This is a genomic window from Pseudomonas sp. AC532 (assembly GCF_979258965.1).
Genome location: NZ_OZ409888.1, coordinates 2473725 through 2498904, shown reverse-complemented (window position 1 = coordinate 2498904; position 25180 = coordinate 2473725). Strand labels below are relative to the sequence as shown.

The window sequence follows — 25180 nt, the reverse complement described above, 5'->3', positions numbered from 1 at the left end:
CTCGCAAACATTAAGTAGCGATTTTCTGATAGATGACGCGTTTCGCTTGTTTCTCGCGACTGTCACGTGGTTATGCCTAGTATCAATGTACTAGTGAGGGAGGTGCCGATGCGACGTGTGGTGTTCAATCAGAAGGGCGGGGTGGGCAAATCCAGTATTGCCTGCAACCTGGCAGCCGTGAGTGCATCCCAGGGGTACCGGACGCTGTTGGTGGATCTGGATGCGCAGGCCAACTCGTCCCATTACCTGACCGGGCTGACCGGCGATGACATTCCGATGGGCATCGCCGATTTCTTCAAGCAGACGCTTTCCAGCGGGTCCCTTTCCAGGAAGGGCAAGGTGGATATCTACGAAACGCCCTTTGACAACCTGCACGTGATCACTGCCACCGCCGAGCTGGCGGAGCTGCAACCCAAGCTGGAGCAGAAGCACAAGATCAACAAGCTGCGCAAACTGCTCGACGAGCTGGCCCCGGATTACGAGCAGATCTACCTCGATACCCCTCCGGCGCTGAATTTCTACACGGTTTCTGCGTTGATCGCTGCTGATCGTGTGCTGATCCCCTTCGACTGCGACACCTTCTCGCGCAACGCGCTGTACGGCCTGCTGCGCGAGATCGACGAATTGAAAGAGGATCACAACCAGGCGCTGGAGGTCGAGGGCATAGTGGTCAACCAGTTCCAGCCACGGGCGACGCTGCCCCAGCAACTGCTTGACGAGCTGCTGGCCGAAGGCTTGCCGGTATTGCCCGTCAACCTGATGAGTTCGGTGAAGATGCGCGAATCCCACCAGGCCTGCACGCCGCTGATCTACCTCGACCCGCGGCACAAGCTGACCCAGCAATACGTGGAGCTGCACGACCTGCTGCAACAGCGCTGAGCCGGCCGCTTCGAGGGGTGGCCGTTCGCCGTCGCAGGTTGGCCCGGGGCGCCGCGATCGTCAGATGCCCTGGGTATTGAGCCAGGCGAGCAACTGGGGCAGCGGCAGGGCGCCGCTTTGCCGGGCCACTTCCCGGCCGTCGCGAAACAGAATCAGGCTGGGGATCGAACGAATGCCCAATTGCGTGGAGAGCTGCGCATTGGCCTCGCTATCCAGTTTGCCCAGGCGGCAGCGGGTACGCAGCTCGCCCGCCGCCTGCGTAAACGTTGGCGCGAAGCTGCGGCACGGGCCGCACCAGGACGCCCACACATCGACCAGCAGTGGCAGGTCGCCCTTTAGCTGCGCGGCGAAGTTGCCTTGGTTCAGGTCGAAAGGTGTACCTGGCAACACCACCGCCTTGCAGTGGCCGCAGCGTGGGGTTTCGGCCAGGCGCTCGGCGGGAATGCGGTTGAGGCTGCTGCAGTACGGGCAGGGGATGATCGGTGAATCGCTCATGACAGGCTCCGGGCAATCGTTCTACCCGAAGCCTATGGCCTGACAGTGCTCATCGCAAGGCGCAACGAAGCCCTCAGGTCAGGCTGGCGTAGATGTTGTAGCCGCTGATCAGGGTGATCAGGCAGCCGACGATGGTCAGCAGCGTGCGCGCCGACAAGGTCTTGCACAGCAGTGCTGCCAGCGGCGCCGCGAACATGCCACCGAACACCAGGCCGGCGACCATCAGCCAGGTATCCGGTTGCCCGGCCAGCAGGATGAACGAGGTGGCGCTGGTGATGGTCAGGAAGAACTCGGCGAAATTCACCGAACCGATGGTGGTGCGCGGGTCGCTGCCCGAGCCCAGCAGGCTGCTGGTGACGACGGGGCCCCAGCCACCGCCGCCAGCGGCATCGACGAACCCGCCGAACAGCGCCAGCTTGCCGACGTGCCTGGGCTCCTTCCTGACCAGGCGCACATGGCGGTAGGCCTTGTGCAGGATGTACAGGCCCATCAGCAACAGGTAGGCGGAGATGACCGGCTTCATCACGTCGCCATCGAAGGTGGTGATCAGTACGGCGCCGAGAATCGCGCCGATCATGCCTGGTAGCAGCAGGCGCAGGAACAGTGCTTTATTGACGTTGCCCAGCTTGGCGTGGGATATCCCCGACAGCCCGGTGGTGAACACCTCGGCGATGTGCACGCTGGCGCTGGCCGCTGCCGGCGTGGCGCCAGTGCTGAGCAGAAAGGTGGTCGCGGTGATGCCATAGGCCATGCCCAGGGCGCCGTCGATCACCTGGGCGAAGAAGCCGACTGCCACGGCGCTCCAGAACGCGCGACTGGTCAGCGCATCTTCGATGATCTCCAGCCCGGTGCTTTCATGGTTGCCGAAGAACAGTCGCCAGGCGAGGAACAGCAGCAGGCCGGCCAGGGTGAGGATGGCGAACCACATTGCGGCCCGCAGGACCGGGTGATTGTCCGGATGGGAGACGTGGTCTTCCAGAGGCGGCAATCCCAGTGCCTGATGTTCGTCGTTGACCGGGCTGTTGCTGAGATCGAGGTTGCGTATTTTCATGCGGTGTAAAGGCCTGACAGCGGGTGGTGGAACAGGCGATTGAGGCGGCGCCGACGATAGACGGCTTTGCCGGATCAGTCTAAGAATCTTTGGAAAGGTCTATATGCCTATTCGGTTTAATAGATAAGCGCTCGCCCGAGGTACCGGCTATAACCGCCGGTATCCCAGCGGTGGCGAGCGGTGGCGGTTATCATCAGGCGTTTGCGGGCCGGGAGAGCGGGCATGAGGGCAGTGGCGAGTAAATGGATACGCCTCACCGGGCTGGTCATCGTCGTGACCGCGCTGACCTTCTTCGCCCTGCGCATTTACGATGCCCAGAGCAAACCCGACCTGAGCCCCTGGCACACCTTCGCGCCCCGCGAGCTGAGCGCCGGCGAGCTGGACGAGGCCACCTGGCAGGACTACATGCTCGCCGAACAGACGCTGTTCGCCTCGCTGCCGGAGCGTGTCTACCAGCACCTCGACGATGCCGAGCGGGTGCCGGACAACCGCTATTTCGCCGGCAGCCCGCTGAATGCCTCGCGCTTCGAATGGGACTGGAACCGCTCCTACGTCATGGAGCCCGACGGCGTACCAAAAGGCGCTGCAGTGATGCTGCACGGGCTGACCGACTCGCCCTACAGCCTGCGTCATATCGCCCGGCTGTACCGCGACGCCGGATTCATCGTCATTGGCCTGCGCCTGCCGGGGCATGGCACCACGCCGGGTGCGCTGACCAACGTCGTCTGGCAGGACTGGCTGGCCGCCACGCGCCTGGCGGTGCGTGAAGCAAGGCGCCTGAGTGGCGGCAATCAGCCGTTGCATCTGGTCGGCTACTCGGCTGGCGGCGGCCTGGCGCTGAAGTACGCCCTCGATGCCCTGGGCAACCAGGCGCTGGCCCGCCCTGATCGGCTGACGCTGATTTCGCCGATGATCGGCGTGGCCGGTTATGCCCGTTTCGCCGGCCTGGCAGGCTTGCCGGCAGTGTTTCCGGCGTTCGCCAAGGCCGCCTGGCTGGACGTGCTGCCCGAGTACAACCCGTTCAAATACAACTCCTTCGCCCTCAACGCGGCGCGTCAGTCCTACCTGTTCACCTCGGCGCTGCAGGGGCAGATCGCCACACTGAGCGAGCGTGACGGCTTGCAGGAGCTGGCGCCGCTGCTGACCTTCCAGTCGCTGGTCGACTACACCGTGAGCACGCCCGCAGTGGTGAATGCTCTTTACGACCAACTGCCCGACAACGGCAGCGAACTGGTGCTCTTCGACCTCAACCGGGTCGTCGACTTCGGCCCGTTGCTCGGTGCTCACGCCAAATCGCCGGACGACCTGCTGCCGCCCGCGCCACGGCGCTACCGCACTACGTTGGTCGGTAACGCGTCGCCGCAGACGCTCGATGCCGCCGCTCGCATTACCGAAGCCGGGGCGGTCGACGAGCAGGTTGAGCCGCTTGGCCTGGCCTTTCCGCGCGAGGTGTTTTCCCTGTCCCATGTCGCCCTGCCGTTTCCGCTGAGCGATTCGCTGTATGGCCTGCAGCCGGACGAGAAGGATGACTACGGTGTGCACCTTGGCGCGCTTTCAGTGCGCGGCGAGCGCGGTGTGCTGCTGGTCAGCATGGAGGCGTTGCAGCGGGTGACGTCCAACCCGTTCTACCCGTATCTGGTCGAACGACTGCGTGAACACGGGGGCCTGCAGGCACGCTAGCCGCTTACCGGCGCGCTTTCTGCGCGAGCGCGCCATGCGCGTGAGTTACCGGCGTGGCCCGTTCCCGCAGGGTTGAAAGACGGCCGCTTGCGCTGCGGCTCGCCCTCCAATGGGCGTCTCCATCACGCGCCTGGCTTGCTTTCCTCCGAGTCGCTCTTTTCCTTTTTTTCCTTGACCACGAAGTAGAACTCTTCGCCGTGTTTCACTGCGCCGTAGAGCACCGCCTTCTCGATCAGCTCGGTACCACGCAGGTTGCGCAGCATCATCGGGTCCTTGCGCAGGTCGCGGTACAGGGCCACGCACAGCAGGGCCATCACCACCACGAAGGGCAGCGCCACGACGATGGTCAGGTTTTGCAGGCCGCTGAGTGCCGCACCGGGGTCGCTCGGGTCGCCGATGGCCAGCATGATCGCCGCCACCGCGCCGGTCAGTGCGCCCCAGAAGATCATCGTGCCGCGCGATGGCTCGGTGGTGCCGTGTTCGGACAGCGTGCCCATCACCAGTGACGCCGCATCAGCGCCGGAGACGAAGAAGATACCCACCAGAATCATCACCAGTACCGAGGTGAGGGAGATGAGCGGGTAGCTTTCCAGCAGTTCGTACAGGGCGATGTTGCTGTCCACCGCGCCATTGGTCAGGGTGAACACGCCGTCGCGCAGCGCCTCGATGCCGGCGGCGCCAAAGATCACGAACCAGATCAGGCTGACCAGGCTCGGCACCAGCAGCACGCCGGTGACGAACTGGCGGATGGTGCGGCCGCGGCTGATGCGCGCGATGAACATGCCCACGAACGGTGTCCAGGAAATCCACCAGGCCCAGTAGAAAACGGTCCAACTGGCCAGCCAGCTGTCCATGCTGTCGCCGCCGCTGGCATTGGTGCGGGCCATCATCTCCGGCAACAGGTTGATGTAGTCGCCCAGCGAGGTGGGCAGCAGGTTGAGCATGAGCAGGGTCGGGCCGGCGATGAACACGAAGGCGGCGAGCAGCAAGGCCAGCACCATGTTGGTGTTGGACAGCCACTGGATGCCCTTGTCGATACCGGACACCGCCGAGGCGACGAAAGCCACGGTCAGCAGGGTGATCAGGCCGATGTAGAACAGCTTGCCGGGATTCTCGACCCAGCCGTTGTACTCCAGCCCGCCTGCGATCTGCAGGGCGCCGAGGCCCAGCGAGGCCGCGGAGCCGAACAGCGTGGCGAAAATCGCCATCATGTCGATGGCACGACCGATAGGGCCGTTGGCGTGCTCGCCCATCAGCGGCCGGAAGGCGGCGGAAATCAGCTGCGAGCGGCCGCGGCGAAAGGTGCCGTAGGCGATCGCCAGGCCGACGATGGCGTACATCGCCCAAGGGTGCAGGCTCCAGTGAAACAGCGTGGTCGCCATGGCGATCTGCATGGCGGCGTTGGTCTGCGCCTCGGCAGTGCCCGGAGGCGGGCTCACGTAGTGCGAGAGGGGCTCGGCCACGCCGAAGAACATGAGGCCGATGCCCATGCCGGCGCTGAACATCATGGCAATCCATGACGTGGTGCGAAATTCCGGTTCTTCGCCATCCTTGCCCAGGGGGATCTTGCCGTAGCGGCTGGCTGCCAGCCACAGCACGAAGACCACGAAGATCGTCGACGTGAGCACGAAGAACCAGCCGAAGTTGATGATGACCCAGCCCTGCGCCGTCGCGGCGTTTTTCGCCAGGCTGGCCTGGTTGAGAAAGCCCCACGCCACGAAGGCCAGGGCCAGCAGGCTGGTGAAACCGAACACGATCCAGTCGAGCTTGCCTTCGAGGTGGCGATCACGCCTGGCTTCTTCGGTCTGCGACGGGTCCGTTACACCGAGCTCTAGTGTTTCAAGGTTGTCTGGCGTTGCCATGGGTGCCCTCTATGGGTTCTTGTAGGTTGTCGTCACGCAAGTTGAGGCATGCCCTGGCCTGTCGCGCCTGCACGGTGTGCGCGAGTTGCATGAACGATGATGAGTACCCATCGCCGCCTGTCCCTGTCTGGTAACGCCCTGCGCCGTCCTTGTAGCGACGTTTCGCTGTCGTAAAAACCAGGAAAGCACCCGAAGGTGCTTTCCTGTTGACGCTCGCGGTAGGCCTATTGGCTGGCCAGGCCTGCAGCTCTTGCCCGTGCAGCGTGCAGTTTCCGGTAGCTGTCGACCAGGCGCTGGTGGCGGTCCAGCCCCTCCAGCTGCAGGCTGGTCGGCGTCAGGCCATGGAAGCGCACGCTGCCGTCCACCGAGCCGATCACCGCGTCCATCCGCTCGTTGCCGAACATGCGCCGGAAGTTGGCTTCGTAGTCGGCCAGCTCCAGGTCTTCATCGAGGCGCATTTCCAGCACGGCATTCACGGCCTGGTAGAACAGCCCGCGCTCGACGGTGTTGTCGTTGTACTGCAGGAACATCTCCACCGCTTCCTTGGCCTCGTCGGTCTTTTGCAAGGCGAGGTAGATCAGCAGCTTGAGCTCCAGAATGGTCAACTGGCCCCAGGCCGTGTTTTCATCGAACTCGATGCCGATCAGGGTTTTGATGTCGGTGTAGTCGTCCAGCTCGCTTTCCACCAGGCGCTCGGCCAGGGCTTCCAGCTCCTCGTCGTCGAGGCGGTGCAGGTTGAGGATGTCGGCGCGGAAGAATAGCGCCTTGTTGGTGTTGTCCCAGATCAGGTCGTCCACCGGATAGATTTCCGAGTAGCCGGGCACCAGGATGCGGCAGGCCGTGGCGCCGAGGTCGTCGTACACCGCCATGTACGTCTCCTTGCCCATGGCCTCGAGGATGCCGAACAGGGTCGCGGCCTCCTGAGCGTTCGAATCGTCGCCCTGGCCGGAGAAGTCCCACTCGACGAACGCGTACTCCGGTTTGGCGCTGAAGAAGCGCCACGACACCACGCCGCTGGAATCGATGAAGTGCTCGACGAAGTTGTTCGGCTCGGTCACCGCGTGGCCTTCGAAGGTCGGTTGCGGCAGGTCGTTGAGGCCCTCGAAGCTGCGGCCCTGGAGCAACTCGGTAAGGCTGCGCTCCAGCGCCACTTCCAGACTCGGGTGTGCGCCGAAGGAGGCGAACACGCCGCCGGTGCGCGGGTTCATCAGGGTCACGCACATCACCGGGAATTCACCGCCCAGCGAGGCGTCCTTCACCAGTACCGGAAAGCCCTGGGCTTCCAGGCCCTGGATGCCGGCGAGGATCGCCGGGTACTTGGCCAATACCTCTGCCGGGACGTCCGGCAGGGCGAACTCACCTTCGATGATCTCGCGCTTGACCGCCCGCTCGAAGATTTCCGACAGGCACTGCACCTGGGCTTCGGCCAGCGTGTTGCCGGCGCTCATGCCGTTGCTGAGGTACAGGTTCTCGATCAGGTTGGAGGGGAAGTACACCACCTCGCCATTCGACTGGCGCACGAAGGGCAGCGAGACGATGCCGCGCGCTTCATTGCCGGAGTTGGTATCGAACAGGTGCGAGCCTCTCAGCTCGCCGTCGCGGTTGTAGATTTTCAGGCAATACGGGTCGAGGATCTCGCCGGGCAGTTCGTCGTTGGGCCCAGGCTGGAACCAGCGCTCGTTCGGGTAATGCACGAACGACGCGTTGGCGATCTCCTCGCCCCAGAACTGGTCGTTATAGAAGAAGTTGCAGTTCAGCCGTTCGATGAACTCGCCGAGCGCCGAGGCCAGCGCGCTTTCCTTGCTGGCGCCCTTGCCGTTGGTGAAGCACATCGGTGAGCTGGCGTCGCGGATATGCAGGGACCAGACGTTGGGCACGATGTTGCGCCACGAGGCGATTTCGATCTTCATCCCCAGCTCGGCGAGGATGCCCGACATGTTGGCGATGGTCTGCTCCAGCGGCAGGTCCTTGCCGGCGATGAAGGTGCGGGTCTGCGCGCCGTCGCCGGGAATCAGCAGTGCCTGGGCATCGGCGTCGAGGCTCTCGACTTCCTCGATGATGAATTGCGGCCCCTGTTGCACGACTTTCTTCACCGTGCAGCGGTCGATGGAGCGCAGGATGCCCAGGCGATCCTTGTCGGAGATGTCGGCAGGCAACTCGACCTGGATCTTGAATATCTGCGCGTAGCGGTTTTCCGGGTCGACGATGTTGTTCTGCGCCAGGCGGATGTTCTCGGTGGGGATGTTACGCGTCTGGCAGTACAGCTTGACGAAATAGGCCGCGCACAGCGCCGACGAGGCCAGGAAATAGTCGAACGGCCCCGGCGCCGAGCCGTCCCCTTTATAGCGGATGGGCTGGTCGGCGATCACCGTGAAGTCGTCGAACTTGGCTTCAAGTCGAAGGTTGTCGAGAAAGTTGACCTTGATTTCCATGGGGGCACCGGCGAGCAAAACGAATGGCCGGCATTATCCGGGTTTTCGTCAGGAAGTCTCGCCGCCGGTCAGAATACCCCTTGCCTGGACGAGGAGGGCTTGCCGCGCAGAGGCCGGCAACGGGCAACTAGTACACCTGCGCTATGTTTTTCATGGGGGCTGGTCGCCATGATCAACGTCTGACGACGTTAAACCATGCCTGGAGGATGCCCCCTCATGTTCAAGAAGATTGCCCTGACGTTTGCGATTGTCACCACGTTGGCGGGTTGCAACAGCCTCGCCAGCTCGACCAATACCCTGAATGACGAGCGCATCAAGTCGATCAGCGGCGGCGCCCTGGGCTATTCCCCCGAAGAACTGACCCTGGTCAATCGCCGCACCGAAGGCACCAATACCTTTGCCACGCTGAAGGCCAACGACAACAAGGAGTTCGTCTGCATCATCAATGGCGGCAACATCATGACCTTCGGCATGACCAACCCGCCGCAATGCGGGAAGAAGGGCGAGCCCATCAAAGGCATGCCGTTCTAGGTGAGTGCGGGTGGATGGCGGCGCGTGCATCCACTCAACCCCTCTGCGCTTCAAGGCGCTTACCCGGCCGTCGGCACTCGGCCGTGGCGATGCGGGCGTTCAGCCGTTGACGTGCCAACCGCTCTGGCGCCTCACGACGAACAGCTGATTTCCAGATGCTTGCCCCAGTCCGGTGGCCGCTGCGCGTAGCGCTGCTTGCCGGCCTGTTCCTCGAATGGGTGGCTCAATACCGCGTGCAGTTCGCGCACGGGTGCGTAATCACCCTGTTCGGCGGCAGCGATGGCTTCCTGGGCGAGGTAGTTGCGCAGCAGGTACAGCGGGTTGACGGCATGCATGCGTGCCTGGCGCTCGGCTTGCTCGAAGCCTTCGCGGCCGAGGCGGACCAGGTAGTCGGCGCCCCAGGCATCGAAGCCATTGAGGTCGACGAAATCGTTGCGCACCACCTGCAGTGCGGCGGCGGGGGCCTGCTCGCCCAGGTGGCGGAAGAACAGTGAGTAATCCGTGGCCTTGCCGGCCTGCATCAGCGTCAGCAGGCGCTGGATCAGTTCTTCGTCGCCATCCTCGGCGGTGGTGAAGCCCAGGCGTTTGCGCATCAGGTCGTGATAGTGGGCCTGATACAGCGGCAGGAACAGGTCGAGGGTTTCGCGCAGTGTGTCCACCTCCACCAGCGGCGTCAGCGCCTGGGCGAGGGCCGAGAGGTTCCAGTGGGCGATGGGCACCTGATTGCTGAAGCTGTAGCGGCCGCTGTCGTCGGAGTGGTTGCAGATGTGCTTGGCATCGAAGTCGTCGAGGAAGGCATAAGGGCCGAAATCGAAGGTGATGCCGAGGATCGACATGTTGTCGGTGTTCATCACCCCGTGGCAGAAGCCGTAGGCCTGCCACCAGGCGATCATCTCGGCGGTGCGCTCCAGCACCGCTTTAAGCAGTGCGGCGTAGGGCTGCGGCTCTTCGCCACAGGCAGGGTAGTGGTGCGCGATCACATGGTCGGCAAGCTGCCTGAGGGCGTCGTGCTGGCGCGTGTAGTAGAAATACTCGAAGTGGCCGAAGCGGATGTGGCTGGGAGCCAGGCGCACCAGCATGGCGGCCGTTTCCTGCTTTTCGCGCCACACCGGCGTGCTCGAACCGGTCACGCACAGCGCCCGTGAACTGGGGATGCCGAGGGCATGCAGGGCTTCGCTGGCGAGAAATTCGCGGATCGAACTGCGCAGCACCGCACGGCCATCGCCCATGCGCGAGTAGGGCGTCATGCCGGCGCCCTTGAGGTGCAGGTCCCAGTGCTGGCCAGCATTGTTCAGCACCTCGCCCAGCAGCAGGCCCCGACCGTCACCCAGCCGCGGGCTGTAGCCGCCGAACTGGTGACCGGAATAGACCATGGCGCGAGGCGCCGCATCGCTCCACAACTGGTTGCCGGAGAACAGCTCGGCGAATACCTCACGCTGCGCTTCCTGCGGGTCGAGATCGAGCAAGGCCAGGGCGTCCTGGCTGACCACCACCAGGCGCGGTTCGGCGATCGGCTCGGGCAGCACCTCGGTCGAGAAGCTGTCGCCGAGCCGGGCGAATCGATTGTCGAAGGTCAGCGTGTCGAGCGTCTTCACGGTTTGCTCCCACCTTTTTCAGCAGCTGCGAGTTGCGCCTCGTCGAGCTTGAGGGTGTCTTCAGGCGCGCTTGCCCGGCTCAACACGATATCCATCTTCGGTGTGCCGGAGAGATTGATGCCGTTGTCGGCGAACAGTTGGTCGACACGGCGATTGAGCTCGTCGGTTGCCGCACCGCGGTCGCCCAGCTCCTTCACGTAGAATTTCAGCTCGTGGGTCAGGTCGCTCGGCGTGTACAGGCTCAGTTGAGCAGTCGGCGCCGGGTCGCGCATTACCCGCGAGTTCTCCTGGGCCGCCTGCAGCAGCAGGGTGCGAACCTTCTCCAGATCCGCACCGCGGTGGACCACGAAGGTCAGCACGATACGGGTCACCGTATCGGTCAGGGTCCAGTTGATCAACTGGCTGGTGACGAAGGTCTTGTTCGGCACGATCACTTCCTTGCGATCACTGTCGATGATGTGCGTGGCGCGAATGTGGATGCGTTTGACCGTGCCGGTCACACCGCCGATGGTCACCAGGTCGCCGATGCGCACCGGGCGCTCGAAGAGGATGATCAGGCCGGAAATGAAGTTGGCGAAGATCTCCTGCATGCCGAACCCGATCCCCAGCGACAGGGCGGCAACCAGCCACTGCAGCTTGTTCCAGCTCACCCCGAGGGTCGACAGGGTGACCACGATGCCGGTGCCGAAAATCACGTAGGACAGTAAGGTGGTGATCGCGTAGGCGCTGCCCTGGGCCAGGCGCAGGCGCGAGAGCACCAGCACTTCCAGTAAACCGGGCAGGTTGCGCCCCAGCGCCAGGGTGATGGCGGCGATGATCAGCGCGTACAGGACATCGAACAGGCTGATCGGGATCAGTGAGGCGGCGCTGCCCACCACGTTGCTGCTGTTGTATTGGTAGAGGGTGATGTTGTCGAGGTAGGCGAATACCGAGATCAGGTCCGCCCACACCCAGTACATGGCCGCGATGAAGGTGCCCAGCAGGGTCAGGCGGATCAGGCGCAGGGACTGCTGGTTGACCTGCTCGATGTTGAGGGTCGGCGCCTCCAGCTGGATCTCCGTGCCTTCGCCGTCCTCGGTGGTCTGCGCCTCACGCTTGGCCGTGGCGCGCTGATAGGCCAGGCGCCGTGCGGCGACGGCCAGGCCGCGGACGAACACCGCTTCCACCACCAGCCAGATGAGCAGCAGGTACAGGGTGTCGATCAGTCGGTCGCTGAGCTTCAGCGCGGTGTAGTAGTAGCCGAAGCACACCGCCAGGAACAGACCCAGTGGCAGCATGCTGAACAGCACGCCGATCAGCATGCGGAAGGTCGAGGCATTCTCGCGGGCAGGGCCGCGCAGCAGCAGTTTCTGCAACAGCCAGATCATCAGGCCGTAGCAGGTCAGCACCACGCCGATGCCGATCACGTCATCGGACAGGCTCGACGGCTGGTGCTCGGCCACGGTGACCACGGCCACCAGTGCCATCACCACCACGCCGAGCCAGCGAATCTGCCGGTGCAGGTAGGCCACGTGGGCGCGTGCCCAGTGGAAGTGCAGTTCGGCCACGCCGCCCGGAGTGAAAATCCGGTACACGGTATAGAACACCAGCCAGGCCTGGGCCATGCCGAGGAAGGCCGAGCCGAGGTTGACGTTCAGGCCGCGAGCGTCCATCTGCAGGGCGAAGCCGCACAGCGCCAGCAACAGCGTGCCGGGCAGCGCCAGCAGCACGTTGAGGAAGATCGCCACAGGCGTGTGCAGTTGGCTGTCACGCTTGAAGTGGCCGATGTCCTTGTGCAGGTCGGTGAGCTTCTGGCTCAGGTAGCGGCGCTTGTAGAGCAGCAGGCCCATGACCAGCAGCAGGGGCAGGAACAGCAGCGGCCGTTCGATCAACCCGGCACCGAGCTGGCTGAGATTGTCGCGCCAGGGCAGATCGGCGATCTGGCGCTGCAGCAGATTGGGAGCGTTCTTGAACCAGTCGAGGTTGAGCGGGTTGTTGCTGGGGATCCAGAACATCTGCTCGTCGAGCGTGGCGCGTAACGCACTGGCGGTGTCCTGCAGCTGCTTCTGGTTCAGTTGCAGGGTGATCGATTCGTTGAGCAGCGCGTTCAGTTCGCGGTTCAGGCGGTCGTGCAGCACGCGGCGGGTGTCGATCAGCTCCAGCAGGGCGCTGCGCAGTTGCGGTGTGACGCTTTCCGGCGGCTGCGTGGCGAGCACCTTGTCGACGTAGGTACCCGGGTTGGCGATCTGCTCGCGCTGCTGGTTGAGCTCGAACTGGTAAAGGCGAATGTCGGCAATTTCATCGGCCAGGTTGCTGTCGAGCTGCAGTTTGGGCAGCGCCTGCTTCTGCTTGTAGAGGATCTTCGACAGCAGCAGGCTGCCCTGCAGCACGCTGATCTGCTCGTCGAGGGCCTGGTCGGTCTGGGTCAGGGTGTCGAGCTGCTGCTGGGTGCGCAGGTTGAGTTGGGTCAGCTCGTTGAGGCGATCGGTGCCACGCAGCAGGTAGTCGGAGAGCTTGACGTTGATGGCACTCTCGCGCGCCAGCAGGCTGTCTGAGCCACCCACCTTCTGCGCTTCCATGGACTGCTCGGCGACGGTGCGCTCGGACTGGTCGCGGCGTTTATCGTTGATCAGCGTCTGCAGGTCCTGCAGCTCGGTATCGAGCCGCTTGATCTGTTCCTCTAGCAAGTCGCGCTGGGCGGTGCCCAGGTCCTGCAGCACACTGTTGCCGGCCATTTCCTGGCGGCGCAACTGGGTCTGGGCGCCAAGCTGGGCCAGCTCCGCTTTTAGCTGGTTGCTGCGTTCGGGGCTCAGCGGCTTGCCATCTTCGCGGCCGCTCTTGAGCAGGTTGTTGATCTGCTGGGTGCGCGTCTGGTTGCTGCTGATCTCTGCCTGAGCGCGTTCCGGGCGGGTCTGCGCGGTAATGACCAGGGTGTTGGCGTCGTTGATCTGCTTCTGCCAGTCGCTCAGTTGCGCACTGCGCTCGCTGAGGATCTGCTCCAGCTGATTGACGCTGCTGTTGGCATAGCGCTGCGCCACCGGCACCACACTGCTGGCCTTGAGCTTCTGCAACGCGCTGTGCGCGTCCTGGGTCTGCCTGGGTGCCTGGGCCAGCTGCTTTTCCAGCGCCGCCAGCTTTTCCTTGCTTTGCGCCTGGGCATTGAGCGAAGCCAGGGTCGCTTCCAGGGTCTGGCGTACCAGTGACTGTTCCGGCTCCACCAGCTTGCGCTCGGCGAGGGTATCCAGGCTGCGCTGTACGGCCTCGGTGGTGGGGTTGGCATTGGCCCACACGGGGGACTGGACCAGGCACAGGCCCAGGAGGGAAACGGCTAGAAAACGACGGAAAGAGAGCATGATCATGATCGCGGGGGTGGAGTCCTGCTGAGTCTACAGACTGGCACGAGGTCCCGCGCGACGATCTATCAGAAGCCGTTCACGATCTGCCGTGCGCCAGCCCTGCCGGGTGTTGGCAGGGTGTCGGTCAAGGCAGTCTCGCGCAGGTCAGAACGACAGACCGGGGCCCGGGCGGGCGCCTTCGGGGAATCTGACGCCTACCTTGCGGATCTTGTTCCCGTCCATCTCGGCGACCGTCCAGGTCAGGCCGTGCCACTCGACCTGGTCACCGATGACGGTTTCACCGCCTATCAGGTGGCCGATGAACTCGGCCAGCGACTGACCGCGATCCGCCTCTTCCAGTGGCAGGCCGTAGAGGGACGCGACTGCCTCGAGTTCGGCGTCGCCTTCGAGCACGAAGTCGCCGAAGAAACGCAGGTCCTTGGCGCGTTTTGGCGCCTGACTGAACAGATTGCCGAGCGCAGGCAGGTTGTGCTCGTGGCCGATGACGCACAGCAGGTCATCGGCCTCCAGACGGGTGCTGCCGGACGGGTGCAGCAGTTGATGGTCGCGAAACAGGGCGGCGATGCGGGTGTCCTTGGGCATGTTCAGCTCACGCAGCGGTGCGCCGATGCACCACTTTTCCGCGCCGAGACGGTAGATGAACATTTCCCACTGGCTGGTGCGGTGGATCATCAGGCCGCTGCGTGAAATCGGCGAAGGCGCCGGCGGAACTTCCACCTTGGCCTTGCGCGCTGCCCAGCCAAGCGAGGTGCCTTGCAGCAACAGCGACACGAGGACGATGAAGAACGCCACATTGAAGAACAGCTGGGCATTCTCCAGGCCGGCCATCAGCGGAAACACCGCGAGAATGACGGGCACCGCGCCGCGCAGACCAATCCAGGAAATGAACAGCCGCTCGCGCAGGTGGAACACCTTGAACGGAAGCAGGCCGATGAACACCGACAGCGGCCGGGCGAACAGAATCATCCACAGCGAGAGGGCCAGTGCCGGGATGGCAATGGGCAGCAGGTCGCTCGGCGTGAGCAGCAGGCCGAGCACCAGAAACATGCCGATCTGGCTCAGCCACGCCAGGCCGTCGAACATGTGCAGGATGCCGTTGCGGTTCTGGATCGGCTGGTTGCCGAGCAGCAGGCCGCAGACATACACGGCCAGAATGCCACTGCCGCCGAGCGTGCCGGACAGGGCATAGATGAGAATGCCACCGCTGACAGCCAGTAGCGGGTAGAGACCCTCGGCGATGGTCAGGCGGTTGATCAACTGCAGCAGCAGCCAGCCGCCGACCACACCAAGCACGATGCCGACGCCGAACTGCCAGACGAGGTCGCTCAGCAGGCTCCAGCTGAAACTGGTTTGACCGCTGGCCAGCATGGCGATCAGCGATACGGTCAGGAACATCGCCATCGGGTCGTTGCTGCCCGACTCGATTTCCAGTGTGGAGCCAACGCGCTCGTTGAGGCCCTTGCCATTGAGCAGGTTGAAGACCACTGCGGCATCGGTTGAGCCGACGATCGCGCCGATCAGCAAGCCCTCGATGAGCGTCAGGTTGAACAGCCATGCCGCTGCCAGGCCGGTGAGCCCCGCCGTAATGGCCACGCCGACGGTAGCCAGCGAGAGTGCGGGCCACAGTGCCACACGGAATGTCGCCTTGCGTGTGCGCATGCCTCCGTCGAGCAGGATCACGGCCAGCGCCAGGTTACTCACCAGATAGGCAAGCGAGTAATCGTTGAACGCGATGCCGCCGATGCCGTCGACGCCCGCCAGCATGCCCACCGCGAGAAAGATGACCAGGATCGGTACGCCCAGGCGGGTGGAAAGGGAACTGACGGCGATGCTCGCACCCACCATTAAGGCCCCAATCAGAAATAGGCTGTTGACTGTGATGCTATCCAACGTCGTCTCTCTTGATCAGGTGGGGTGAGGGCGATCCCGATTCTATCCCGATGGGTATTGAAACTGTCAAAAATAGGTGATTGCGGCGCATTACCGCCCATGCCGACGCACGCGAGAGTTCGGCCGCCGGCATCGTGCATCCCGGCTCATGGTGCGATGACCGCGGCGCACAGCGTCGTGGTTTGCGAGAACCGCTGGCGGCGCCACGGCGAGCCGGAGATGGGCAATTAGCCGGGGCAGTCGCCCAGGCACAGGCCGACGCTCGATCGGGCCGCCCGGAGCTGGTCTGAAGAGTCGTCTGGCTCACTGGGCGTAGGCAACACCTCGTGGCGTGTACCTGCCGGGCACGGCTGTGGGTGCATCGGTGAAGTGGCGCGAGTCCGGCAGCTCGCTTTTGGCGAACCAGGCGCTGCGGGTACCGTATGGCAGCCCGGCGAACACGGGATGGATTCGCGAGCGCCCGTGCCGGAAACGCCGCGCAAGGCTAAGGCCTGGACGGCTCAACGGCAAATGCTTCCTGCACCGTGCGAGGGCAAAAAACACCGAGCGCGGCGTCGGGCGTGACGCGTGCCGGCTGTGATCAGCGCACGGTCAGGGTCATGTCGATACGCTTGAGCCACTCGGCTTCGCTCTCGAAGTCCGCGTGGGTCAGCGGGTTGGCGGCCAGCCAGCCATCCGGAAACTGGATCGCCAGGCTGGTCGGCCCGGCCTTCAAGCGCACCGCGGGCATGTTCTGGCTGCCGCGAATGTGGTGGAACAGGATGGCGAAGCGCAGCAGCACGCACAGGCGAACCAGCTTGACACCTTCCTCGCCGAATTCGGTGAGCTTGTCCTTGGGGATGTTGCGGCGATGGCCGCGTACCAGCAGGGCAAGCATCTGCTGATCCTGGCGCGAGAACCCGGCCAGGTCCGAATGCTCGATCAGGTAGGCACCATGCTTGTGATACTGATAATGGGCGATGTCCAGGCCGACCTCGTGGACCTTGGCTGCCCAACTGAGCAGCTCGCGGTGCCAGTCGTCGGTCAGCTCCCAGTCGCTGGCGACCTTGTCGAGCGCGGAGAGCGCCTTCGCCTCGACCCGAGCGGCCTGCTCCTGATCGACGTGATAGCGCTCCATGAAGGCTGACAGGGTGCGCTCGCGTACGTCCTCATGCTGGTGACGGCCCAGCAGGTCATAGAGCACACCTTCGCGCAAGGCGCCTTCTGAGTGGCTCATGCGGTTCAGCTCGCAGGCGTCGAAAATCGCCTCGAGAATCGCCAGGCCAGCCGGGAAAATAGGCCGCCGATCCGGCTTGAGGCCTTCCAGGTCGAGGCGTTCGACGTCGCCGCTCTTGAACAGCTTGCGCTTGAGCCAGGCCAGCCCTTCCCGGGTCACTTCGCCGTTGCTGCTGAGCCCGGCGGATTGGATCGCCAGGCCGATCGCCTTGATGGTGCCCGAGGCCCCCACCGCATCCTGCCAGCCGAGGCGGGTCAGGCCGTGTTCGATGCCCATGATTTCCAGGCGGGCCGCGGTGTACGCCTGGGCGTAACGGGCAGGAGTGATCTTGCCGTCCTTGAAGTAGCGCTGGGTATAGCTCACGCAGCCCATCTGCAGGCTCTCGCGCAGCAGCGGCTCGAAACGCTGGCCGATGATGAACTCGGTGCTGCCGCCACCGATATCGGCGACCAGGCGCTTGCCCGGCGTGTCGGCGATGCTGTGGGAGACCCCGAGGTAGATCAGCCGCGCTTCTTCGCGCCCGGAAATGACCTCAACCTGATGGCCCAGCAGCGCTTCGGCGCGGCGGATGAATTCGGCGCGGTTGCGTGCTTCGCGCAGCGCGTTGGTGCCGACGATGCGCACGGCCCCCTGCGGCAGGCTGTTGGTCAGTTGGGCGAAGCGGCTTAGGCAGTCGAGGCCGCGCTGCATCGCTTCCTCGCTGAGCTGGCGCTGGTCGTCGATACCCGCGGCCAGCTGCACCTTGTCGCCAAGGCGCTCGAGAATGCGAATTTCGCCATGATCGGCCTTGGCCAGCACCATGTGGAAGCTGTTGGAGCCCAGGTCGATGGCGGCGACCAGGGGAAAGGACTCGGCATGGGAGTGCGGCATGATCAGTCTATCTCGAGGCAGAACCCCGTCATCGTGCCACGATAGGGCGCGCGCGCCAACGCATACCGCCTCCGCAGGCGCGCCGACCTGGCATGGCGGGGAGGCCGCAAGTGGCTACCGTGTGCCTGCGCAGGGCTCTGGCCCATCGCTGTCATCGATAGGCTATATAGCCACGCTCAATGGTGGGCGCCTTCCTGTGTCAGGCTAGCCGGGCTATGATGGTCGCCACTTTTATCGTTATGCCTGAACACGGAGACTTCCCATGAGTGAATTCATCACCAACGTCAGCGATGCCAGCTTTGACCAGGACGTCATCCAGGCAGAAGGCCCGGTACTGGTCGACTACTGGGCTGAGTGGTGCGGCCCGTGCAAGATGATTGCACCGGTTCTGGACGAGATTTCCAAGGAATACCAGGGCAAGCTGAAGATCTGCAAACTGAACATCGATGAAAACCAGGACACCCCGCCGAAGTATGGTGTGCGTGGCATTCCGACCCTGATGCTGTTCAAGAATGGCAGCGTCGAGGCCACCAAGGTCGGCGCCCTGTCGAAGTCGCAGCTGGCTGCCTTCATCGACGCCAACCTGTAAGGTCGTCCGAAAGGCCCCGTAGACAACGGGGCTTTTTTCTGTGTAAAGGCTAGACGCATTCGTAAAGCCGATGTTACATTCGGGTCCGTTGCTTTTCCTAAGCGACCCCCTGCACGCCGCTGCCGACGCATTCCCACTCGAACATTCGACAATAAAATGGGCGCCTGTCGCCTATCTGCGCCGCGGCCTCTCAAGCTCAATGCTTACCATCCCCTCCTTATACGATTACGTCATTCCTATATGAATCTGACTGAACTCAAGCAAAAGCCGATTACCGAACTGCTCGAATTGGCCGAACAGATGGGCATAGAAAATATGGCCCGTTCGCGCAAGCAGGACGTGATTTTCTCCCTGCTGAAAAAGCACGCGAAAAGCGGCGAGGAAATCTCTGGTGATGGCGTGCTGGAGATTCTCCAGGACGGCTTCGGCTTCCTCCGCTCTGCAGACGCTTCCTATCTCGCCGGCCCGGACGATATCTACGTCTCGCCAAGCCAGATCCGTCGCTTCAACCTGCGTACCGGTGACACCATCGTTGGCAAGATCCGCCCACCGAAAGAAGGCGAGCGTTACTTTGCCCTGCTCAAGGTCGACAGCATCAACTTCGACCGTCCGGAAAACGCCAAGAACAAGATTCTGTTCGAAAACCTGACGCCGCTGTTCCCCAACAAGCGCCTGACCATGGAAGCCGGCAACGGCTCCACCGAGGACATCACCGGCCGGGTGATTGACCTCTGCGCGCCAATCGGCAAGGGCCAGCGTGGTTTGATCGTCGCACCGCCAAAAGCCGGTAAGACCATCATGCTGCAGAACATCGCAGCGAACATCGCGCGTAACAATCCCGAGTGCCACCTGATCGTTCTGCTGATCGACGAGCGCCCGGAAGAAGTGACCGAAATGCAGCGCACGGTGCGCGGCGAAGTGGTGGCGTCGACCTTCGACGAGCCGCCGACCCGTCACGTGCAGGTGGCCGAGATGGTCATCGAGAAGGCCAAGCGCCTGGTCGAGCACAAGAAGGATGTGGTCATCCTGCTCGACTCCATCACCCGTCTGGCGCGTGCCTACAACACCGTGATCCCGAGCTCCGGCAAGGTACTGACCGGTGGTGTCGACGCCCACGCTCTCGAAAAGCCGAAACGCTTCTTCGGCGCCGCGCGTAACATCGAAGAAGGTGGCTCGCTCACCATCATCGCCACCGCGCTGGTCGAAACCGGCTCGAAGATGGACGAAGTGATCTACGAGGAATTCAAGGGCACCGGCAACATGGAGCTGCCCCTGGATCGTCGTATCGCCGAGAAGCGCGTATTCCCGGCCATCAACATCAACCGCGCCGGTACCCGCCGCGAAGAGTTGCTGACCGCCGAAGACGAGCTGCAGCGCATGTGGATTCTGCGCAAACTGCTGCACCCGATGGACGAGATCGCCGCCATCGAGTTTCTCATCGACAAGCTGAAAGCGACCAAGACCAACGACGAGTTCTTCATGTCCATGAAGCGCAAGTAAGAGGATCTACTGCGCGAAGGTGATGCTGCGTTGAAAACAGGCTCAGAAAGCCGCTTGCGGCTGACGCACTTTAGTGCGGCCCCGAAGGGGCGAGCGAAGCGAGTCATGCGGTGTACAACAGTACACACCGCTTTTTCGTCTGCTTCGCGGGGGCGCCTAGCCCTTGCCTGACCTTCGCTCGCTACGATCCAATGCTATTCGTTGCACTCCAAAAGCCGGGTAAACCCGGCTTTTGTCTGTCTGTACTACCGCTATTCTTCTGCAAGACCGACTTCGGCGCTAAACTTTGCGCCCCGATTCGAGAGGCTCCAGCATGCAGTATCGCGACCTGCGCGACTTTATCAGCGGCCTGGAAAAGCGCGGTGAGCTCAAGCGCATTCAGGCGCCGGTGTCGCCAATCCTGGAAATGACCGAGATCTGCGACCGCACCCTGCGCAAGGGTGGCCCGGCGCTGCTGTTCGAGAACCCCACCGGCCATAGCGTGCCGGTGCTCGGCAACCTGTTCGGCACGCCCAAGCGGGTGGCGCTGGGCATGGGCGCGGAGGAGGTGTCGGAGCTGCGCGAGATCGGCAAGCTATTGGCGTTCCTCAAGGAACCCGAGCCGCCGAAGGGCCTCAGGGACGCGTGGAACAAGCTGCCGATCTTCAAGAAGGTCATCAGCATGGCGCCCAAGGTTCTCAAGGATGCGCCGTGCCATGAAGTGATCGAGGAGGGCGATGACGTCGACCTCGCCAAATTGCCGATCCAGCATTGCTGGCCAGGCGATGTGGCGCCGCTGATCACCTGGGGCCTGACGATCACCAAGGGTCCGAACAAGGAGCGCCAGAACCTCGGCATCTACCGCCAGCAGGTGATCGGTCGCAACAAGGTGATCATGCGCTGGCTCAGCCATCGCGGCGGTGCACTGGATTACCGCGAGTGGTGCGAGAAACACCCGGGCAAGCCGTACCCCGTGTGCGTGGCGCTGGGCGCTGACCCGGCGACCATCCTCGGCGCGGTGACGCCGGTACCCGACACCCTCTCCGAATACGCCTTCGCCGGCCTGTTGCGGGGCCATCGCACCGAGCTGGTCAAGGCCATCGGCAGTGACCTGCAGGTGCCGGCCAGCGCCGAGATCGTCCTCGAGGGCGTGATCCATCCGGGCGAGACCGCGCCGGAAGGCCCGTACGGCGATCACACCGGCTACTACAACGAGGTCGACACCTTCCCGGTGTTCACCATCGAGCGCATCACCCGTCGTCGCGACCCGATCTACCACTCCACCTACACCGGTCGTCCGCCGGATGAACCGGCGATTCTCGGCGTGGCGCTCAACGAAGTGTTCGTGCCGATCCTGCAGAAGCAGTTTCCCGAAATCACCGATTTTTACCTGCCGCCGGAGGGGTGCTCTTACCGCATGGCGGTGGTAACCATGAAGAAGCAGTACCCGGGTCACGCCAAGCGCGTGATGCTGGGTGTGTGGTCGTTCCTGCGCCAGTTCATGTACACCAAGTTCGTGATCGTCACCGATGACGACATCAATGCCCGCGACTGGAACGACGTGATCTGGGCCATCACCACGCGCATGGACCCCAAGCGCGATACGGTGATGATCGAGAACACGCCGATCGACTACCTCGACTTCGCCTCGCCGATCTCCGGCCTCGGCTCGAAGATGGGCCTCGACGCCACCCACAAGTGGCCGGGCGAGACCAGCCGCGAATGGGGCCGGGCGATCGTCAAGGACGAGGCGGTCACGCGTCGGGTGGATGAAATCTGGAGCCAGTTGGGAATCGATTGATGAAGGTCACCTTGCAACCCTCCGGAGCCGTCCTCGACGTCGCGGCCGGCGAGCCTATTCTCGATGCAGCCCGGCGCCTCGGCTACACCTGCCCGCAGAGCTGCCGCAACGGCAACTGCCATGTGTGCATGGCATTGCTGGTCGAAGGGCGCGTGCGCCAGGGCGGTGCCGAGCTCGATCACGGTGAGCTGTATACCTGTATCGCCGAACCGCTGGAAGACTGCGTGCTGCACTGGGACGGTGTGTTGGCGCCGGGTGAACTGGCGGTACGCAGCCTGAGCTGCCAGGTGCTGGAATGCATCGACGCCGGCGGCGATGTCTGGCGCGTGCGCCTGCGTGCGCCCGCGGGCAAGCCGCCGCGCTACCACGCCGGCCAGTACCTGCTGATCGAACGCCAGGACGGCGAAAAGTCGGCATTCTCGCTGGCCTCGGCGCCCCAGGACGGCCGCGACCTGGAGTTGCATATCCTCGGCCGTGAAGCGAGCGCCCTCAACCTCCTGCAGCAACTGCGTGAACAGGGCATGGCGCGGGTCCAGCTGCCGTTTGGCGACGCTCACCTGGCCGAGCTGCCGGACGGGCCGTTGGTGTTGATCGCCGCGGGTACCGGCATGGCGCAGATGCACAGCCTGATCGAGGAGTGTCGTTCGCGCGGCTTCGCCCATCCTGTGCACCTTTATTGGGGCGCACGCCGGCCGGAAGATTTCTACCGCCTGCCGCACTGGGAGCAGTGGCAGGCGCTGCCCAACCTGTTCCTGCATCAGGTGGTCAGCGACCAGTGTGGCTGGCAGGGCCGTTGCGGCCTGCTGCATGAGGCGATCTGCGAAGACTTCGACACGCTCGGCGCGTTGCACGTGTACGCCAGCGGCTCACCGAACATGGTCTACGCCACGCTGGACGCGCTGGTCGCGGCCGGCATGGACGCCCACCAGATGCGCGCCGACGTGTTCGCCTACGCGCCGCGCGGCTAGCCGACGGCCGGTTCGGCACCCGGTGGTGGCGTGAGCGGCCCTCGTGCCGCGCACGCCGCCAGGGTGGCGATCAGAAGGCCAGTGAGGTCTGCAGGTAGACCGTGCGTGGCTGGCCGAGGTACTTGCCGTTGTTGTTGTCGTCGAACGAGCGGGTGTAGTACTCCCGCGCAAAGACGTTCTTGACCCCCGCCGCGACCGTCAGGTCGGACAGCTGCGGGCCGAAGTCGTAGGCACCGCGTAGCCCCCAGACCATGTAGCCGGGAATCTCGCCGTTGTTGCCGGCCGCCGTTTCGGCTCGGGTATTGGCGTTGTCGGCGAACTGGCTGCTCTGGTAGCTGCCATCCACCCCCCACTGCCAGGGGCCGGTTTCATAGCGGGCGCCGATAACGCCCTTGTGGCGCGACGAAAACGGTACCTGGTTGCCCTTGTTGAGGCCGTCTTCACGAATCTGCGCATCGACGAAGGTGTAGGTGGCGTACACCGACACGCCGGCGAGTGCCGGGTCGAGGGCTTCCAGTGCATAGTTGACGCTGCTCTCCACACCGCGGTGGCGCGTCTCGCCACGCGCATACACGTCGTTGGTCTGCTGGTTGCTCTCGTATTGGTTGTCGAAGTTGATCAGGAACGCGCCGATCTCGGCCTGCACCAGCCCGTCGTCATAGCGGGTGCCGATTTCCCAGGTACGTGCCTTCTCCGGCTCGACATCGCCGCTGGCGATTGCCTTGCCCATCTGGCTGTACTGCACGGCGCCGAACGAGCCTTCGGTATTGGCGTAAAGGTTCACCCGGTCATTGACCCGGTACAGCACGTTGAGCGCCGGCAGGGCGGTGTTGTAGCGCCCGGCTGCACGGGTGCCATTGATCTTGTCGTCCTGGCGGGAAGCGATCTTCTCGTAGCGCACGCCGGGGGTGATGGTCCAATTGCCGATATCGATACGGTCATCGATGTACACCGCGCTTGCTTCTGTTTCACCACGGCTGTTGCGATCGCGACGGCTGGCCGTGCTGGGCAGCACGCCGGTGCTGGTCGGGTTGCGGAAGCGCTGTTCGTGGCTCGACTCGCTGACATAGCGGTAACCCACGCCCACTTCATGGTGCAGGGCGCCGGTGTCGAAGGCTTGCGAATAGCGGGTTTCGATACCGCGTACCCAGTACTCGCGCGGCGACAGCGAGAGGAAGTTGCCCTGCTCGAGGAAGCCGCTGCGCAGGGTCTTGGTGAAGAAGCTGGTGACCGTCAGTTGCCGATCGGCATCCGGCGTATAGGCGTAGGTGGTGCTGGCCAGGGTGCGGCGGCCCCAGAAGCTGTCGTAGGGGCGCGTGGACTGATAGGGGTCGGCAGCGAAGTCGGCGGTGCTCAGGCCGCCGGGCATCTCGGCCTCGCCCTCGTAGTACTGGCCCATGGCCGAGAAGGTGTGCACACCATCGGCGCTGTACCTGCCCTTGAGGATCAGGTCGTCGATCTGCGTGTCGCTGTGCTCGCGCCAGTCGCTGCCCCGGGTACCGGAATAGAGCAGGGCGCCGCCCAGGCCGCTGTCGTTGGTGCCACCGATCAGCAGATTGCCGGTGTTCTTCAAACCATCCTGGCTGCTGGACGGGCTGACCTCGCTCTGCAGGCCGCCCTTGAGGGTCGGCTGGTCGGGAATCGCCCGGGTCACGAAGTTGACGATACCGCCGACGTTCTGTGGGCCGTAGCGCACCGCACCGCCGCCGCGAACCACATCGATGGCGTCCATGTTGCCGAGCGATAAGGGGGCCAGGGACAGCTGCGGCTGGCCGTAAGGCGCGAAGGGCACAGGAATGCCATCCATCAGCACTGTCGAGCGCGAGGCCAGGCGTGGATTGAGGCCACGGATGCCAAAGTTCAGTGCCAGATCATGGCTGCCGGTGCCATTGTTCTCCGGGGCGTTGACGCCGGGGATACGGTTGAGCACCTCGCGGGCACTGCCGGCACCCACCTGTTCGAAGGTCTCGCGGCGGATCACGTCGCGTGCCCCGGGATGGTTGTACACGTCGAGCGCATCGGCGCTGCCCAGCCAGTCGCCGACCACGCTGGAGGGCTGTAACTGCACCGTTCCACTGCTGGCGCTGGCTGTCAGGGGTTGCAGCCGATAGCCGCCATCGATGGCGCGTTCGGTGGTCAGCTCACTGCCCTGCAGCAGCCGGGCGAATCCTTCATCGACGCCATGGCTGCCCGTGAGGCCGGCACTGCTCTTGTCCGCGGTCAGTGCCGGGTCGAAGGACAGCAGCACGCCGCTCTGCGCGGCGAAGCGCGACAAGGCGGCGCCCAGCGGGCCGGCTGGCACGTCATAGTGGCGGGTTTCTGCCTGCGGCAGGCTGCTGTCGGCGGCCAGCGCCTGATCGACCGGCAGGGCGCCCAGTGTGCCGAGGGTCAGACCGATTGCCAGGGTGAGCGGGTGACGGGTGGGAAAGGACGTGAGCGAGACCATGTTGCCCTCCAATGGGTGGTGTATTGAAGGGCCAGTCGAGCGTCGAAAAGGTACAGGCCGC

Annotated in this window: 16 protein-coding genes; 7 read left to right on the top strand and 9 right to left on the bottom strand. The window is 63.8% G+C overall.

All coding sequences use genetic code 11. The features are described from left to right. The first annotated feature begins 108 nt into the window (after positions 1 to 108). Positions 109 to 879, top strand: a complete 771-nt coding sequence (locus ACZ0AV_RS11795; RefSeq protein WP_499151191.1) for a ParA family protein — start codon at positions 109 to 111, stop codon at positions 877 to 879. A gap of 60 nt (positions 880 to 939) precedes the next feature. Here the strand turns inward: ACZ0AV_RS11795 and trxC are convergent, their stop codons facing one another. Beyond that, complete coding sequence (gene trxC / locus ACZ0AV_RS11790) at positions 940 to 1374, bottom strand: thioredoxin TrxC (protein WP_499151190.1); 435 nt, start codon at positions 1372 to 1374, stop codon at positions 940 to 942. Between the two features lie 73 nt (positions 1375 to 1447). Next, positions 1448 to 2425 (bottom strand): sulfite exporter TauE/SafE family protein, encoded by a 978-nt coding sequence (locus ACZ0AV_RS11785; RefSeq protein ID WP_499151189.1) that lies wholly within the window; start codon positions 2423 to 2425, stop codon positions 1448 to 1450. A 222-nt stretch (positions 2426 to 2647) separates the two neighbouring features. On the opposite strand from ACZ0AV_RS11785, the gene ACZ0AV_RS11780 reads away from it, so the two are divergent. Beyond that, positions 2648 to 4105 carry an alpha/beta hydrolase gene (locus ACZ0AV_RS11780; RefSeq protein ID WP_499151188.1) on the top strand — a complete coding sequence of 486 codons (1458 nt, stop codon included), beginning with the start codon at positions 2648 to 2650 and terminating at the stop codon, positions 4103 to 4105. Positions 4106 to 4227: 122 nt separating this feature from the next. Here the strand turns inward: ACZ0AV_RS11780 and ACZ0AV_RS11775 are convergent, their stop codons facing one another. Continuing rightward, entirely contained in the window at positions 4228 to 5967 is a 1740-nt protein-coding gene (locus ACZ0AV_RS11775) for a BCCT family transporter (RefSeq protein WP_499151187.1), read from the bottom strand. A gap of 224 nt (positions 5968 to 6191) precedes the next feature. Next, complete coding sequence (locus tag ACZ0AV_RS11770; RefSeq protein WP_499151186.1) at positions 6192 to 8399, bottom strand: OsmC domain/YcaO domain-containing protein; 2208 nt, start codon at positions 8397 to 8399, stop codon at positions 6192 to 6194. 216 nt (positions 8400 to 8615) lie between these two features. Between ACZ0AV_RS11770 and ACZ0AV_RS11765 the strand changes: the two genes are divergently transcribed. Then, entirely contained in the window at positions 8616 to 8930 is a 315-nt protein-coding gene (locus ACZ0AV_RS11765) for a hypothetical protein (RefSeq protein WP_499151185.1), read from the top strand. Between the two features lie 131 nt (positions 8931 to 9061). On the opposite strand, the gene selO is transcribed toward ACZ0AV_RS11765, so the two are convergent. From selO to ppx, 4 genes are all read right to left on the bottom strand, one after another. Then, positions 9062 to 10525: a protein adenylyltransferase SelO gene (gene selO / locus ACZ0AV_RS11760; protein ID WP_499151184.1), complete on the bottom strand. Its 1464-nt coding sequence runs from the start codon at positions 10523 to 10525 to the stop codon at positions 9062 to 9064. Continuing rightward, positions 10522 to 13857: a mechanosensitive channel MscK gene (mscK, locus tag ACZ0AV_RS11755; RefSeq protein ID WP_499151183.1), complete on the bottom strand. Its 3336-nt coding sequence runs from the start codon at positions 13855 to 13857 to the stop codon at positions 10522 to 10524. Before mscK ends, selO begins: the two co-directional genes overlap by 4 nt. Positions 13858 to 14004: 147 nt before the next feature. Beyond that, a complete protein-coding gene (locus ACZ0AV_RS11750) occupies positions 14005 to 15750 on the bottom strand; it encodes a potassium/proton antiporter (RefSeq protein ID WP_499151182.1) in 1746 nt (581 codons plus the stop codon). A gap of 580 nt (positions 15751 to 16330) precedes the next feature. Continuing rightward, positions 16331 to 17836, bottom strand: a complete 1506-nt coding sequence (ppx, locus tag ACZ0AV_RS11745) for an exopolyphosphatase (protein ID WP_499151181.1) — start codon at positions 17834 to 17836, stop codon at positions 16331 to 16333. Positions 17837 to 18098: 262 nt separating this feature from the next. Here ppx and trxA point away from each other — a divergent pair, with 262 nt between their 5' ends. The 4 genes from trxA to ACZ0AV_RS11725 all read left to right on the top strand — a co-directional run bounded on the left by trxA (position 18099) and on the right by ACZ0AV_RS11725 (position 22673). Beyond that, positions 18099 to 18425 carry a thioredoxin TrxA gene (gene trxA, locus ACZ0AV_RS11740; RefSeq protein WP_042552299.1) on the top strand — a complete coding sequence of 109 codons (327 nt, stop codon included), beginning with the start codon at positions 18099 to 18101 and terminating at the stop codon, positions 18423 to 18425. A 240-nt stretch (positions 18426 to 18665) separates the two neighbouring features. Beyond that, positions 18666 to 19925 carry a transcription termination factor Rho gene (gene rho, locus ACZ0AV_RS11735; RefSeq protein ID WP_499151180.1) on the top strand — a complete coding sequence of 420 codons (1260 nt, stop codon included), beginning with the start codon at positions 18666 to 18668 and terminating at the stop codon, positions 19923 to 19925. Positions 19926 to 20238: 313 nt separating this feature from the next. Continuing rightward, complete coding sequence (gene ubiD, locus ACZ0AV_RS11730; protein ID WP_499151179.1) at positions 20239 to 21705, top strand: 4-hydroxy-3-polyprenylbenzoate decarboxylase; 1467 nt, start codon at positions 20239 to 20241, stop codon at positions 21703 to 21705. Further along, positions 21705 to 22673: a CDP-6-deoxy-delta-3,4-glucoseen reductase gene (locus tag ACZ0AV_RS11725; protein WP_499151178.1), complete on the top strand. Its 969-nt coding sequence runs from the start codon at positions 21705 to 21707 to the stop codon at positions 22671 to 22673. The genes ubiD and ACZ0AV_RS11725 overlap by 1 nt, the downstream gene beginning before the upstream one ends. 70 nt (positions 22674 to 22743) lie before the next feature. On the opposite strand, the gene fecA is transcribed toward ACZ0AV_RS11725, so the two are convergent. Beyond that, positions 22744 to 25119 (bottom strand): TonB-dependent Fe(3+) dicitrate receptor FecA, encoded by a 2376-nt coding sequence (gene fecA / locus ACZ0AV_RS11720; RefSeq protein WP_499151177.1) that lies wholly within the window; start codon positions 25117 to 25119, stop codon positions 22744 to 22746. Between the last annotated feature and the right edge of the window lie 61 nt (positions 25120 to 25180).

What these genes read in the sequence shown, in the direction of transcription:
- trxA (WP_042552299.1), top strand. Translation starts at nt 18,099, where the DNA reads ATGAGTGAATTCATCACCAACGTCAGCGATGCCAGCTTTGACCAGGAC.
- ppx (WP_499151181.1), bottom strand. Translation starts at nt 17,836, where the DNA reads ATGCCGCACTCCCATGCCGAGTCCTTTCCCCTGGTCGCCGCCATCGAC.
- ubiD (WP_499151179.1), top strand. Translation starts at nt 20,239, where the DNA reads ATGCAGTATCGCGACCTGCGCGACTTTATCAGCGGCCTGGAAAAGCGC.
- trxC (WP_499151190.1), bottom strand. Translation starts at nt 1,374, where the DNA reads ATGAGCGATTCACCGATCATCCCCTGCCCGTACTGCAGCAGCCTCAAC.
- ACZ0AV_RS11775 (WP_499151187.1), bottom strand. Translation starts at nt 5,967, where the DNA reads ATGGCAACGCCAGACAACCTTGAAACACTAGAGCTCGGTGTAACGGAC.
- ACZ0AV_RS11795 (WP_499151191.1), top strand. Translation starts at nt 109, where the DNA reads ATGCGACGTGTGGTGTTCAATCAGAAGGGCGGGGTGGGCAAATCCAGT.
- rho (WP_499151180.1), top strand. Translation starts at nt 18,666, where the DNA reads ATGAATCTGACTGAACTCAAGCAAAAGCCGATTACCGAACTGCTCGAA.
- ACZ0AV_RS11785 (WP_499151189.1), bottom strand. Translation starts at nt 2,425, where the DNA reads ATGAAAATACGCAACCTCGATCTCAGCAACAGCCCGGTCAACGACGAA.
- mscK (WP_499151183.1), bottom strand. Translation starts at nt 13,857, where the DNA reads ATGCTCTCTTTCCGTCGTTTTCTAGCCGTTTCCCTCCTGGGCCTGTGC.
- ACZ0AV_RS11765 (WP_499151185.1), top strand. Translation starts at nt 8,616, where the DNA reads ATGTTCAAGAAGATTGCCCTGACGTTTGCGATTGTCACCACGTTGGCG.
- ACZ0AV_RS11725 (WP_499151178.1), top strand. Translation starts at nt 21,705, where the DNA reads ATGAAGGTCACCTTGCAACCCTCCGGAGCCGTCCTCGACGTCGCGGCC.
- fecA (WP_499151177.1), bottom strand. Translation starts at nt 25,119, where the DNA reads ATGGTCTCGCTCACGTCCTTTCCCACCCGTCACCCGCTCACCCTGGCA.
- ACZ0AV_RS11780 (WP_499151188.1), top strand. Translation starts at nt 2,648, where the DNA reads ATGAGGGCAGTGGCGAGTAAATGGATACGCCTCACCGGGCTGGTCATC.
- ACZ0AV_RS11770 (WP_499151186.1), bottom strand. Translation starts at nt 8,399, where the DNA reads ATGGAAATCAAGGTCAACTTTCTCGACAACCTTCGACTTGAAGCCAAG.